This is a genomic window from Ignavibacteria bacterium (assembly GCA_025612375.1).
In the GTDB taxonomy this organism is placed as follows: domain Bacteria; phylum Bacteroidota; class Ignavibacteria; order Ignavibacteriales; family SURF-24; genus JAAXKN01.
In genome coordinates, this window is sequence record JAAXKN010000030.1 from 1 (window position 1) to 13,357 (window position 13,357).

The window sequence follows — 13,357 nt, forward strand, 5'->3', positions numbered from 1 at the left end:
CATTAAATTTATACTTAATAGTTCCTGATTTTCCCCCTGCATTCAAGTCCCCTACAAAGTAGCCCGAAAGGTCTATGGGGCTTGCCTCATTTTCATTCAGTATTCCCGTGATCTTGTGACCAATGCCGGTTCCAGTGGTGTTAAGGCCTGAGGCGTCCTTAAGACTTACATCCATCGTGAAGCCCGGACTTACCAGGTACGAGGAGTTATTCTGCTCGTCATCAAATGTTATACCGATCTCGGGACCCTTTCCGTCGTTTACTGCACTGGAGTCTGTGCCGCCTACTATGATGTTGTTCGTATAACCAACAACGTTATCCTTATTGCTGTTATACAAATAGGCTACCACCTTCCCGTTCTTGTTCTCATAAGAGATATCCTTCGGCACCTGGAAGTCTGTGGAGAACTTCCCGTTTTCAACCGATACCATCCCGCGGAACAGAAGTCCTCCCTGGAAGGTTGCCGGAGTGCCGCTGAATTCTTTCATTGTGACCTTTTTCCGGGAGTCGTAAACAGAAACCAGCCCCTCTCCGTTAAAACTCCTGTCTACAGAGCCGTTAGCCATGCTGATTGAACCTTCAATACTTGTCCTGGAAAGGGCTCTTACCTGAACGTCTGCCGAAAGTGTCTTATGATTAATTGAATCTATTCCGGCTGCCTCCATAGGAGCCAGAAGGCGTATTGTTGGATCACCGAAAAGATGATATTTAAGGTCGTTAATATCGTTACTTACCATCTTTGTTGCATAATAGCTTTTACCTACCGGCTGCAGATACCTCGTGGAGTCTGTCCTGAAAAGGTTAGAATAGAATTTTTGTATCAGGGTAAAATTCTGGCCGGCAATAACGGTTCTTGCCGCGGTAAAAGCTCCGATAGACCCCCCGTCGGGCTTTAAGAGCATGAGTTCTGTTGAGCTTTGAGCTTCAGTTCCGTCATATCGCCCGAAATCGCACGTTGCTGCCACCAGGAAGAAATATTTGTCGTTCACCAGCTGCGGTATGGTTACATTTCTCTCAAATATGTACTCGTGCGACCAGACCTCAGGGTTGCCGTGCCCTATCCAGTTTAAGATAAGTGTGCCGTCGTTAATTGCTCTGATTATTGCCTGGTTCACAGCGGGCTTTCTTTTGCCCGTTCCTGTTGCAACTGTGGGGTAGAACTCCTCATAAATCTTGTTCTGGTCGAATGTAGGCGGAATATAATAACTTGAAATGGTTTCAGACTGCGGGCCATGATCTATGTAATCGGGCCCGTCGCTGTCAAAGTGGTCATCGGAAACCAAAGTAACAAGATTCCGCCAGAGGCCTAATTCGGAATCGGTCTCATATTTTATAATCTTATCCACCGCTGCCTTTGCGTCTTCTGCCGTTCTGGCATTGATGCGCCCAATTGCAAGGTCCAGTATGTTGTCATTTCCCGAAACGGTTACGTAATAATCATCAGAGGCATATGAACTCATATAAACAAACGATTCATAAGATTCATAAGGAATTACAAAGTTCTCCCCTGCCTTCTCAACTTCCTTATAGTCGTAGTTACCGTCTCCTAAAAGGAGCACGTATTCAGGCTTTACACTCCAGTTGTCATAAGCATAACGGACGAAGTTACGGATTGCGCTTACATCCTTCATGCCGTTTGAGTACTCGTTGAAGATCTGGTCCACGTCAACTACGCTTGTTGAGATCTTAAACTTAGCCCCGGTTTCCTTAAAGGTCTTAAGGCGCAGTGCCTCGTCCATAAAGTTCTTGCTGGTTATTATGATGAACTTTGCCTCAGGCGTTGCGTGCACGTTCGAGTTACTCATTTCTGTAAATTTCCCAGGCGTCAGGTAAGCCGATAATCCGGCTGCAATGTACTTAGAAACATTTCCCTCTCTTTCCTGAACCCTGAAGGAGCAGTCCCCTCCGCTGATGTTTGATTCGATAAGTTTTACGTTCGCATAATCTGTAACGTCAAACACCCTTATGCCGCTTGAGCTGAAGCCGCTAAGCCTGAACTCCTCGATTCCAGTATTGTCCATGGAATAAAATGTGAGGGCATCCTTATAGGCTTTAAGCTGTTTATCGTAATAGATCTCAAAGTAGTTCAGGTATCCCGTCGACTCGCTTCCAACGTTCGGTTTATATGTAAACTTAAGTATACTCCTATCGTCCGGGAGTGTTGTGCTGCAGCTGGCAGTAAATACCTGGCTTACAGCATAATAAGCGGCCTGCGGATCGTCAAGCTTACCCTTACCCACGCCGCTTATGTATCTGTTTAGAATGGAGCCTGAATTTTCCTCCACACTGACCAAAGCACTATACTCTGAGCGGTTTACAAAGTTGAATTTATAAGCAATGGTGCTTCCGCTTACAATTCCGTTCAGGTTTGTAAGATAGGTCCTGCTGTTATTTGTCTCCGAGAAGTCATCCCCTACATAATACCTGCCGGAGTTCATGAGCTTGTACTTGTCTTCCTCCCATGAAGCAAAAGCCTTTGTCGTTGTCTGTACAAAATCAGGATTTTGGGTCAGGCTTTGAACCTGCTGCATCTTCTTCGACTGTCCCTGGGAGAATGTAAGCCAGTAGTAGTTGCTGTTTGAATACGGGTGGAAATACCTTACAACCTTGTGGCTTGAAGTGTCATAGTCAAAGAACTGGTTTCCCCTTCCGTAGAAAAGGATGTAATCTTCACTGTTAAATTTCCCGTCATCCTGTGCCTTATAGAGAAATACGCTGTTTTCTACAGGATCGTTCGGGACCTCAAGGTTAAGTGCCTCAGGAAGTACCTTCCCGCCATTGTTATAGATTTTTATCGTCCTGGGGTCTATTGAATTGGGATCAAGTCCCTGGTCTTTTAAGAAACTGGCAGTAATTTTATACATCCCTTCTGCCGGGGCCTCAAAGCGGAACCACCTGCCCTGCGAAAGAACACTGCTGACGGCAGCCTTGCCAAGCCTGCGCGGCTGAACTATGCTGAAATTCTTTGCCGCCTGGTAATTTATCAGGCTTTCCTTAAGAAGGTCGTCATCTTTTGCTGCTGTGCCCTGATTGGGTTTTACTGAAGCAAAGTTAATCCTGATTACTATCTTCTTATAGAGCCTTATTATATTCTTTTCGGCATCGAACTGAACGGGATAGATATTTACCGTCTGCACGGGGAAACTTCTGGCCATTCCGAATTCCCCGAAAGAAACTATGTCCTCTGTCTTATAGCTGCCGTAGTTACCGCTCAGGTAATCGGTGTAGGAAATCATACCTCCCTTGAACACGGCTTTCTTAACCGGAGCCACCCTTCCCTTAAGTTCCGTGTAATCGGATGCTATTACCTGTATGGTATTTCCCGATTCACCAGGAACGCCGATTGAGAACGACTCAACCGGAATTGCCGGCATGCCGTAATCATTAGCATTATGGATTTCACCGCCCGAAAATGAAATGCGCCTGAAAGTCTGGTTATTAATAATAACCGAAGAGGTGTCTGTGTACTGAGGAGTAAATTCCAGAGTAAGCGACCTTGCGTCTGAAGAAATGACTTTTATATCCTGGTTTGCCCGTACAGAAATAACGGATAGGAGAATAAAAGTAAACAGGAAAAAGTATTTGCTTTTCATGCTTCCCATGCTGCTTATTGAAAAATAGATATAACGTAGCAAATACCCGATAGACATCCTTTTTTATTGAAGCTAATTTAGCTACTGCTATAATTTATGTCAAGTTCTTTTGAATTTTAATAAATAAACCTGGAAGAAAATAATTGCCCAATAGAATAGCTGGCGCAAAAAAAATGCCGCCCTGTATGAAACAAAGCGGCATTTTTAATAAAACTAAAATCTTAAATTTATCTTGCGTAAGAAATCTTTCTTACTTCTCTTATCACCGTAACCTTTATCTGTCCGGGATATTCCATTTCTTCCTGAATTTTCTGTGCGATGTCATAAGCAAGCCTGTCTGCAAATACGTCATCAACCTTATCCTGTTCAACCACAACCCTGATTTCACGCCCGGCCTGTATGGCGTAGGTTTTTGCCACGCCTTCAAACGACTTGGCAAGGTTCTCCAGGTTCTCCAGCCTTTTAACGTAGCTTTCCAATGGTTCACGCCTTGCTCCCGGACGGGCACCGCTTATTGCATCTGCGGCCTGAACAAGGGCCGAGATCGGGTGCTCCATTTCAATATCGTCGTGGTGGCTTCCGATGGCATTTACAACTACCGGATGCTCCTTGAATTTCTTTGCCAGGTCGTAACCTAAGAGGGCGTGAGGCCCTTCAATTGAGCGGTCAATTGTCTTGCCTATATCGTGCAGTAAGCCTGCGCGTTTGGCAAGGTTTGTATCTATGCCAAGTTCAGCAGCCATGATGCCTGTAAGATATGCAACCTCAATTGAGTGCTGAAGCAGGTTCTGCCCGTAGCTTGAACGGTACTTCATGCGTCCTACGTGTTTGATTATCTCCTGGTGAGCTCCGTGGAGGCCTAACTGAATAAAGGTATTCTCCCCTTCATGCAGGACAGCTTCTTCGAGTTCAACGCGTACTTTCTCAACAATTTCTTCAATTCTTGCCGGGTGTATGCGGCCGTCGCCAATCAGCCTTTCGAGTGCAATCCTGGCAACTTCACGCCTGAACTGGTCGAAAGCAGAAAGTATAACGGCTTCCGGTGTATCGTCAACAATTACGTCAACGCCTGTTGCGGCTTCAAAGGCGCGGATGTTTCTGCCCTCGCGGCCTATGATCCTGCCTTTCATTTCCTCGTTCTGAATCTGAACAACAGAAACGGTAGTTTCAACTGAATGGTCAACTGCGGTGCGCTGTATGGCCTGAATTACAATTCTCTGGGCTTCTTTCTTGGCTTCAACCTTGGCCTGGTCGCGCACTTCCTTAATAAGGTGTGTGGCGTCGCTCTTGGCCTGGTTGACCATATTTTCCATGAGCATTTTCTTGGCTTCTTCCGCCGTGAGGGCTGCAGTCCTTTCCAGACGCACATTCTGCTCATAGATCAATTTATCGAGATCCTGGCTCTTTAAGTCCAGATTCTGTCTTTGAACAGCAATATCTTTTTCTAGGGCTTTAGTATCTTTTTCTTTTTTAATTATCAGCTCATACTTCTTATCGATGTTTTCTTCACGTATTGCGAGCTGCTTTTCATAATTTTGTAACTTCTGTCTTTTCTGATTTATCTCCGCATCAAATTCCTGTTTCTTGCGCAACCATTCATCTTTAACTTCTAATAATTTTTCTCTCTTAATATTATTGGATTCTTTTTCTGCATCGGCGATTATTTGCTTAGCTCTTTCCTCGGCAGAATTAATACTTTTCTTACCAAGTCTTGAATTAAACAGCCATCCCATGTAGAACATCACAACCACTACACCTGCAATCATTAGTATTAAGAACATCAGATCCATCTGCAGATCCATTTTACCTCCACAACAAGTAGGATTTTTTCAAAATTTTCCGCGACTGCCAGCCCAAATTAACAAGGAAGAACCCTGTTAATTTAGTGTGGGAAATTGCCCGAACGCTTTTTGCTTCCACTGCCACGCCGCAATGGGCATGGTCCCGCTCTTGACGGGATGAGGCCTGCAATAGACGTCGTAAGTCAATAACCCCGTGTTTAGAAGTTAGTTCTTCATATAATTTAAACTAGCAGTGCGGAATTAAACTTTCTTTAAGATGGGCTCGATATCTGGGACTCGTTTGTAAGAAGCTTTATTCTTTTTATCTTGTCAATTGCCAGATTACTAAATTCTCTAAACTTGTTTTTCTCAAGAAATAGGTCGTAAGCGATATTTAAAGATGCAATGATAGCAATTGTCTGTATAGGTTGATCGGGTAGTTCTTCTTTTGTCTCGTTCATTACCTTATTAACGTAATGAGCCAGCTCCGTGGCAAGTTCTTCGTTTTCCACCAAAAGAGAATACTCTTTGTCAAATATTTTTAGTTTCAGCTTCTTTTTGTTAGTCATTGTATATCTTTTCCATCAAACAGACAATATTTTAAGAACGTAAATGAAAATCAATTTTACTGATTAATTCATTGATTTGTGCTTTTAAGTCTTCCCTGTCTTTTCTATTAAGGGCCCCCCCGTTTCTTAGATTATTGTTTTCCCTTTTTAAGTCTTCCAGTTTCGATTCCAGTTCTATGACCTTGCTTTTCAGGCCTGAATTTTCAAATACAAATTCCCTGTTTGTTCTTTCCAGAGTTTCAATTCTGGCAAGAAGATCTCTGATCTTTTTGGACTGGGCTGAAAACTGCTTTTCCAAAGCATTCAGTTCTTCCAAAATCACGTCATATTTTGATAACTCAGTCAACTGGTCCCTCTAAATTCTGCATTTAATTGTTTAATTACAGCTTCCACAGCACGGTTGAAATCCTTATCAACTTCTTCATCCTTTAAGGTTCTGTTCTCATCGTAATACTCCAATGAAAACGCCATGCTTCTTTTTCCGGGCCCTAGATTCCGGCTTTCAAAAATATCAAACAGCTCTGCCTTTTTCAGCAGATTAGAACTGCTCTTATAAATCAGACCAACAACATCCTGGCTGGTCACATTTTTATCGAGAATAAAAGCACAATCCCGCAAAACCTTCGGGAACTTCAAGAGCCCCTTGAATCTCTTCTGCGGAACAGGAATTTCTGCCAGAGCACTTAAGTTGAACTCAAAGCAATAAACTTCCTGCGATATATCAAACTTCTTTAGAACGTCCTTACGTACTAAACCACCCCTGCCTACAACCTGATCTTTATACTTCTTTTCAAAAATATATTCAAAATTTTTATTTTCAACTAGATTATATGAATCTACTAAAACATTGTCAAGGCAAATCTTTTCTAGAAAGCTATTGACAATTCCCTTTAAATCATATATGTCATAGGCTCTTTCCTTCGAATACCAGCTTACTGTATCGGCTTTTCCTGTAACAGTAAACATCATGTCAGGAGTTTCCGAAAAGTCCTTGAAACTCTTTATTTCCCCTTCCGAAAGCTTATTGAACACGTGCCCTATCTCAAAGAGCTTCAGGTTCTTTTCACCCACGTTCAGGTTTTTTGCTACCGCGTAGAGCGCCCCCGGAAGAAGCGACGTCCTTAAAGCCGCCATGTCCACGCTCAGCGGGTTCAGCATTTCAACGGGGCTTCCTGTAAGGCTTGCTACTTCTTTTGACTGCAGCGAATTGCTTATGATCTCATAAAATCCCAGCCCGTTGGCAGCATCCCTCAGTGTGTCTTTAAATGCCGACTGGTCAGTTTTTCCGCTCAAGGTAATTGAGATCTTCTCAACTGTCGGTATCCTGTCGTAGCCGTAGATCCTTGCAATTTCTTCAATAAGGTCGATTTCCCTTTCAATGTCCGGCCTGAAGGTCGGGACTTCAAAGGTCAGTTCACTTTCGCCTTCCATGACAGACTTAAGTCCCAGGTTAAGAAGAATATCCTTAACTTCCCCTTTTTCCACGCCGAAGCCCAGAATTCTCTCGATCTGGTTAAACCTTAAGGTTACATGCATGGGCTCAATTTTTTCCGGGTAAACGTCAATTGTACCCGTCTGGACTTCTCCACCAGCCAGTTCAGCCATAAGCTGCATTGCACGGTTTGCGGCATAAGGCGTAATGTTAGGGTCTGTTCCCCTTTCATAACGGTATGAAGCATCCGTGGAAAGAATAAGCGACTTGGATGTTTTTCTTATTGAAGAAGGATTAAAATACGCCGATTCAAGAAGAATATTCTTTGTAGCGTTTGTAACTTCTGAATTCTCGCCGCCCATAACGCCTGCAATTGCAACCGGCTTTTCGGCGTCGCAGATCATAAGGTCGTTTGATGTAAGCTTTCTTTCCTTTGAGTCGAGTGTGGTGAATGTCTCGCCGTCGGAGGCGCGTCTTACAACAATCTTCTGCCCTTCAAGGCGGTCTAAATCAAATGCGTGCAAAGGCTGGCCGAGCTCATGCAGAATGAAGTTTGTAACGTCAACAATGTTATTTATAGGCCTCAGGCCCACGCTTGTAAGCTTTTTCTTGAGCCAGTTCGGCGATTCCTTAACATTTACGTTCCTGATTACGCGTGCGGTGTACCTCGGGCAGCCTGCATTGTCCTGAATTTCTACAGAAGCGAGTTTTTCAATTCTCTCGCCTGCTTCAGCTACATTAACTTCGGGAAGTTTGACTTTCCTGTTAAAGATTGCTGCCAGGTCGCGTGCAACGCCGATGTGGCTTAAAGCATCGGGCCTGTTCGGGGTAATTGCAACTTCAATTACTGTGTCATCAAGCCCCAGGGCTTCCTTTAACGGTGTTCCAGGCTCAAATCCGTTATCAAGCACCATGATCCCTGAGTGGTCGTCGCTTAATCCGAGCTCCTTTTCGCTGCAGATCATGCCCATTGAAACCTCGCCGCGGAGCTTGGCTTTTGTAATCTTAAAGCCGCCCTCAGGAATTACGGCGCCGATTTTGGCAAACGCCACCTTCTGGCCGGCCTGAACGTTCGGTGCTCCGCAAACAACATTAAACTCCTCGGCGCCCGTTGAAACGGCGCAGACTGAAAGCTTATCGGCATTCGGGTGCTTTTTCTTTTCCTTTACAAAACCTACCACTATGTTATCGAACTCAGCGCCCTTCTCCTCAACGTCCTCAACCTCGAGGCCCGAGATGGTGAGCTTATCGATTATTTCAGAAGAAGCAATGCCTTCCAAATCCACATAATCTTTTAACCAGTTAAGAGATATCTTCAAAATAAAACTCCAAAATGTTTTCCTCCGCGGAGGACTTTATCAGCATTAAAACTGCTTTAAAAATCTTAAATCGTTTTCAAAATACATTCTTATGTCGGGTATGTCATATTTCAGTATGGCAATGCGCTCGATGCCCATACCGAAAGCATATCCGGTATACTTTTCAGGATCGTATCCAACGGCCTTAAAGACGTTTGGATCCACCATGCCGCATCCTAAGATTTCAAGCCATCCCGAACCCTTGCACATGCGGCATCCTTTGCCGTGGCATATGTAGCACGTAATATCCATTTCGGCGCTCGGCTCCGTAAACGGGAAAAAGCTCGGGCGGAAGCGGTACTTGAGGTCGCTTCCGTAGAACTGTCTGGCAAATGAAACCAGTGTCCCTTTAAGTTCGGCAAAGGTAACATCCGTATCAACATAAAGCCCCTCCACCTGGTGGAACAGGCAGTAGCTCCTTGCGCTGATGGCTTCGTTGCGGTAAACCTTGCCCGGCATAATAACGCGCACCGGGGGCTCCTGTGAAGTCATTACCCTCACCTGCACGGGCGAGGTATGAGTCCTTAAAAGATAACTTTTATTGACAAAAAATGTATCCTGCATATCCCTTGCCGGGTGGTCCGGCGGGAAATTCAGGGCCTCGAAATTATAATAATCGCTTTCCAGCTCGGGACCTTCAGAAACAGAAAAACCCAAGCCTTTGAAAATTGTTTTAATTTCATCAAGGGTCTGGGTTAAAATGTGCCTGCTGCCGAGTTCAATCTTGCGTCCCGGAAGCGACAGGTCAACCAATGCGTGATCGTGCCCTGAGGCCTGTTCGAGCCTTTCTTTCAGCTCTTCGAATTTCATAGTAACCGAATTACGCAGTTCATTTAAGGATTTTCCGACTGCGGGCTTTTCCTCTCTGGAAACGTCCTTCAGGGCGTCGAAGAGTACGGAAACCAGGCCTTTGCGGCTCAGGTATTTAACCCTCAGATCCTCAAGTGTCTTGAGATCCTGTACTTTCTGAATTTCCTGGCTGAAGTTATTATCAGTCTCTTTTATTGTTTGCAGTATATCCATATCACTTATTTGATGTAGGACGCGGCAGATAAACCTTTTAAAACCCAAAAGCCCGAGAACCGGATTCAAGAAATTTTCCAGAATCAGCCTCAGGATTAAAGCAAAGAATTCCTCTTTTGAAGGGACTCATTTTGCGGTCATATTCTCAGTTTAGCACCGGACCTGAATACAAAAAAAATACTCCCTGGACTTTACATGAAGTAAAGCATTCCAGGGAGGTACAAAAATTAACTAAGACAAATCTTAACTACTTCAGTGAAGGCACCCGGATTTTCAACAGCCATCGCAGCCAGTACTTTTCTATTAATGTTGATGCCTTTGACATTCAAACCATTAATAAGTTTTGAATAGGTAGTTCCATTCAATCTGGCAGCAGCATTGATTCTTGCGATCCAAAGTCTTCTGAATGTTCTTTTCTTTAATTTTCTGTCTCCATAAGCATGCTGAAGGCCTTTTTCAACTGAGTTCTTAGCGATGGTATAGACCTTGCTTCTTGCACCCCAGTAGCCTCTGGCCATACTTAGAATTTTTTTGCGTCTTCTATGTGAAGCAACTTTATTCTTAGAGCGTGGCATAATTTATCCTTATAACTTTATTGAATCATTATTTTGATACGTCTAGTATCAGCTTTCGATGCAACAACCGAATGTCTTAAGCTGCGTTTTCTTTTGCGGCTCTTAGAAGTCAGAATGTGGCTTTTAAAAGCTTTGTGTCTTTTGACCTTTCCGCCGGCAGTCAGTTTGAATGATTTAGCTGCGCCGCGGTTACTTTTCATCTTGGGCATATCGCTTATACCTGTTATATATTAGTTTTCTTTTTTGATTTCACTTTCAAAGGAACCAAAATAACGTTCATAGCCTTGCCTTCGAATTTCATTTCAAATTCAGGTTTGGCAACGTCTTCCATTTTCGCAATAAAATCTTTCAGCAGGTTTTCGCCGTGCACCGTATAGGCAAGTTCCCTGCCCTTAAAGATAACGGAAACCTTCACCTTATTGCCTTCCTCGATGAAGTTTCTTGCGTGGCGCACCTTAAATTCAAAATCGTGAGTATCGGTATTAGGATGAAGTCTTATTTCCTTTAATATCGACACCTGCTGATTTTTCTTCTGTGTCTTTTCTTTTTTCTGAATTTCGTAAACAAACTTGCCGTAATCGACAATTTTGCAAACCGGGGGATCTGCCTGCGGAGCAATCTCCACCAGATCGAGCCCTTTTTCCTGGGCCGCCCTCAGGGCATCCCTTCCTGATAAAATACCTAATTGACTGCCATCCGAGTCTATCAGACGGACCTTAGGGACCCTGATTTCCTCGTTTACGCGGTGTTTCAATGTTTTTTGAGAGATATTTGACCTCTTTGTTGTTATTGTTTTTTTGATAAAATTTCGTCAAGAATTTTAGCTCTGAATTCATCCAGTGCCATGCTGCCCAGGTCGCCTGTCTTATGTTTTCTTACAGAGACCATGTTTGACTGGGCTTCTTTCTCACCTACAATCAACATATAAGGAACCTTTTTGGTTTCCCAATCCCTGATTTTATAGCCAATCTTTTCATTTCTCTTGTCTAATTCAACCCTTACGTCATATTTCTTAAGTTCGTCAGCAACTGTCTTAGCATAATCGTAAAAATTCTGCGAAATCGGAACAACAGCAACCTGTGTCGGAGCAAGCCATACCGGGAAAGCTCCGCCATAGTGCTCAATCAAAACTCCCATAAAACGCTCAATGGAGCCGAGCAGGGCCCTGTGAATCATAAACGGCGTATGTTCTTTTCCATCCTCGCCAATGTACTTCATTCCGAAGCGCTGAGGCATATTGAAATCGAACTGAATAGTACTCATCTGCCATTCACGGTTAAGAGCGTCTTTAATCTTAATATCAATTTTAGGGCCGTAGAAAGCACCGCCGCCTTCATCAATCTTATAGCTTAAGCCTTCCTTCTTCATTGCGCTTTCGAGCGATTTTGTAGCTCTTTCCCAGAGCGCTTCGTCGCCGACCGACTTTTCAGGCCTTGTTGAAAGGTAGAATTCCATCTTTTCAAAGCCGAATGAGCGCCACATGAACATCGAGAAGCGGAGGACCTCAATAATTTCGTCTTCCATCTGCTCCTCGGCGCAGAAGAGGTGCGCATCGTCCTGTGTAAAGCCTCTTACGCGCAATAGACCGTGCAGAACGCCGCTTTTTTCATAGCGGTAGACCGTTCCAAGCTCAGCCCATCTGTAGGGCAGGTCGCGGTAAGAGCGCAGGTGCGATTTATAGACCATGATGTGGAACGGGCAATTCATCGGTTTAACATAGTAATCGAGCTCGTCCACCTTCATCGGGGCATACATGCTGTCCTTATAAAAGCCTAAGTGACCGCTGGTTTCCCAGAGCCAGCTTTTGCCCATATGCGGCGTATAAAGAATATCGTAGCCGTTATTCAAATGGGCTTTTCTCCAGAAGTTCTCAATTTCCAGGCGGAGACGGGCGCCCTTCGGGTGCCAGTAAACGAGTCCCGGTCCTGCTTCCTCGTGAAGGCTGAACAGGTCAAGGTCGCGCCCGAGTTTACGGTGGTCCCTTTTCTTAGCCTCTTCAAGGAATACGAGATAGTCTTCCAGCATCTTTTTCTTAGGAAAAGAGATGCCGTAGATCCTCTGGAGCTGTTTATTATGCTCGTCGCCTCTCCAGTAAGAGCCGGAGACGGTAAGGAGCTTTACAAACTTTATTTTTCCGGTTGAGGGGAGGTGCGGACCCGTACATAGGTCTGTAAATTCACCTTCCTTATAAATGCTGATAGTCTCGTTGTTTTCGTCGAGCTCGGTCAGTATTTCGACCTTATAAGGGTCGCCTTTTTGTTCAAAAAACCTGAGTGCATCGCCTTTGCTGAGTTCCTCTCTCTGGAAGGGGTTATTCTGCTGAGAGATCTCGGACATGCGTTTTTCGATCTTTCTCAGTTCCTCTTCCGTAATGGGAGTGTTAACGTCGACGTCATAGTAGAATCCCGAATCTATAGCGGGACCGACGCCGAATTTAGCCTCAGGGTAAAGCGATGTAATGGCGTGAGCCATAAGGTGTGAAGTTGAATGCCAGTAGGCTTCCTTCCCCTTTTCGTCATCAAAGGTGTAAAGCCTGAGAGTAACGTCGCTCGTTAATGGAGTGGACAGATCCTTCTCCTGGCCGTTTACTTCAGCTACCAGAGCCTCCTCAGCAAGTCTTTTGGAGATAGACTCTGCAACCTGGTAAGGGGTAGTGCCCTTATCAAATTCCTTTACGCTCCCGTCGGGAAAGCTTACCTTGATTTTTTCCATAATACACTTCTTTTTAAAAAAAAACGGAGCGAACTCCGGTTTCTTAAGTGGGTTCTAGAGGAGTCGAACCTCTGACCTTCTGCACGTCAAGCAGACGCTCTAACCAACTGAGCTAAGAACCCAAGCCGACAAAGAATTCACTCTGAATAACCTCTTGTCAGGAGGTTCAGATCCAATCAATTAAGTACCGAGGGCCGGAGTCGAACCGGCACGGGTATAAATACCCACAGGATTTTAAGTCCTGTGCGTCTACCAATTCCGCCACCCCGGCATAAATAGAATTGGAATTCAAATATAAAACTTTATACCAAAATT

Annotated in this window: 10 protein-coding genes and 2 tRNA genes; all 12 read right to left on the bottom strand. The window is 44.4% G+C overall.

Annotation, left to right across the window (positions count from 1 at the left end):
• Positions 1-3,592 (bottom strand): type IX secretion system sortase PorU (gene porU, locus HF312_15755; protein MCU7521672.1); only part of this gene is annotated, 3,592 nt, incomplete at its 3' end.
• 227 nt (positions 3,593-3,819) lie between these two features.
• A complete protein-coding gene (gene rny, locus HF312_15760; GenBank protein ID MCU7521673.1) occupies positions 3,820-5,382 on the bottom strand; it encodes a ribonuclease Y in 1,563 nt (520 codons plus the stop codon).
• Positions 5,383-5,645: 263 nt separating this feature from the next.
• Entirely contained in the window at positions 5,646-5,942 is a 297-nt protein-coding gene (locus HF312_15765; GenBank protein MCU7521674.1) for a cell division protein ZapA, read from the bottom strand.
• A 31-nt stretch (positions 5,943-5,973) separates the two neighbouring features.
• Entirely contained in the window at positions 5,974-6,288 is a 315-nt protein-coding gene (locus HF312_15770) for a hypothetical protein (protein ID MCU7521675.1), read from the bottom strand.
• Entirely contained in the window at positions 6,285-8,693 is a 2,409-nt protein-coding gene (locus tag HF312_15775; protein MCU7521676.1) for a phenylalanine--tRNA ligase subunit beta, read from the bottom strand. Before HF312_15775 ends, HF312_15770 begins: the two co-directional genes overlap by 4 nt.
• 45 nt (positions 8,694-8,738) lie before the next feature.
• Complete coding sequence (pheS, locus tag HF312_15780; GenBank protein MCU7521677.1) at positions 8,739-9,755, bottom strand: phenylalanine--tRNA ligase subunit alpha; 1,017 nt, start codon at positions 9,753-9,755, stop codon at positions 8,739-8,741.
• A gap of 227 nt (positions 9,756-9,982) precedes the next feature.
• A complete protein-coding gene (rplT, locus tag HF312_15785; GenBank protein MCU7521678.1) occupies positions 9,983-10,330 on the bottom strand; it encodes a 50S ribosomal protein L20 in 348 nt (115 codons plus the stop codon).
• A gap of 17 nt (positions 10,331-10,347) precedes the next feature.
• Positions 10,348-10,539: a 50S ribosomal protein L35 gene (rpmI, locus tag HF312_15790; GenBank protein ID MCU7521679.1), complete on the bottom strand. Its 192-nt coding sequence runs from the start codon at positions 10,537-10,539 to the stop codon at positions 10,348-10,350.
• A 14-nt stretch (positions 10,540-10,553) separates the two neighbouring features.
• Positions 10,554-11,084 carry a translation initiation factor IF-3 gene (locus HF312_15795; protein ID MCU7521680.1) on the bottom strand — a complete coding sequence of 177 codons (531 nt, stop codon included), beginning with the start codon at positions 11,082-11,084 and terminating at the stop codon, positions 10,554-10,556.
• A gap of 32 nt (positions 11,085-11,116) precedes the next feature.
• Positions 11,117-13,042, bottom strand: a complete 1,926-nt coding sequence (gene thrS, locus HF312_15800; GenBank protein MCU7521681.1) for a threonine--tRNA ligase — start codon at positions 13,040-13,042, stop codon at positions 11,117-11,119.
• A 48-nt stretch (positions 13,043-13,090) separates the two neighbouring features.
• Positions 13,091-13,164 (bottom strand) — tRNA-Val (locus HF312_15805).
• A gap of 63 nt (positions 13,165-13,227) precedes the next feature.
• A tRNA-Leu gene (locus tag HF312_15810) sits at positions 13,228-13,313 on the bottom strand.
• Positions 13,314-13,357: the final 44 nt, after the last annotated feature.

What these genes read in the sequence shown, in the direction of transcription:
- rpmI (MCU7521679.1), bottom strand. Translation starts at nt 10,539, where the DNA reads ATGCCCAAGATGAAAAGTAACCGCGGCGCAGCTAAATCATTCAAACTG.
- rny (MCU7521673.1), bottom strand. Translation starts at nt 5,382, where the DNA reads ATGGATCTGATGTTCTTAATACTAATGATTGCAGGTGTAGTGGTTGTG.
- pheS (MCU7521677.1), bottom strand. Translation starts at nt 9,755, where the DNA reads ATGGATATACTGCAAACAATAAAAGAGACTGATAATAACTTCAGCCAG.
- HF312_15765 (MCU7521674.1), bottom strand. Translation starts at nt 5,942, where the DNA reads ATGACTAACAAAAAGAAGCTGAAACTAAAAATATTTGACAAAGAGTAT.
- thrS (MCU7521681.1), bottom strand. Translation starts at nt 13,042, where the DNA reads ATGGAAAAAATCAAGGTAAGCTTTCCCGACGGGAGCGTAAAGGAATTT.
- rplT (MCU7521678.1), bottom strand. Translation starts at nt 10,330, where the DNA reads ATGCCACGCTCTAAGAATAAAGTTGCTTCACATAGAAGACGCAAAAAA.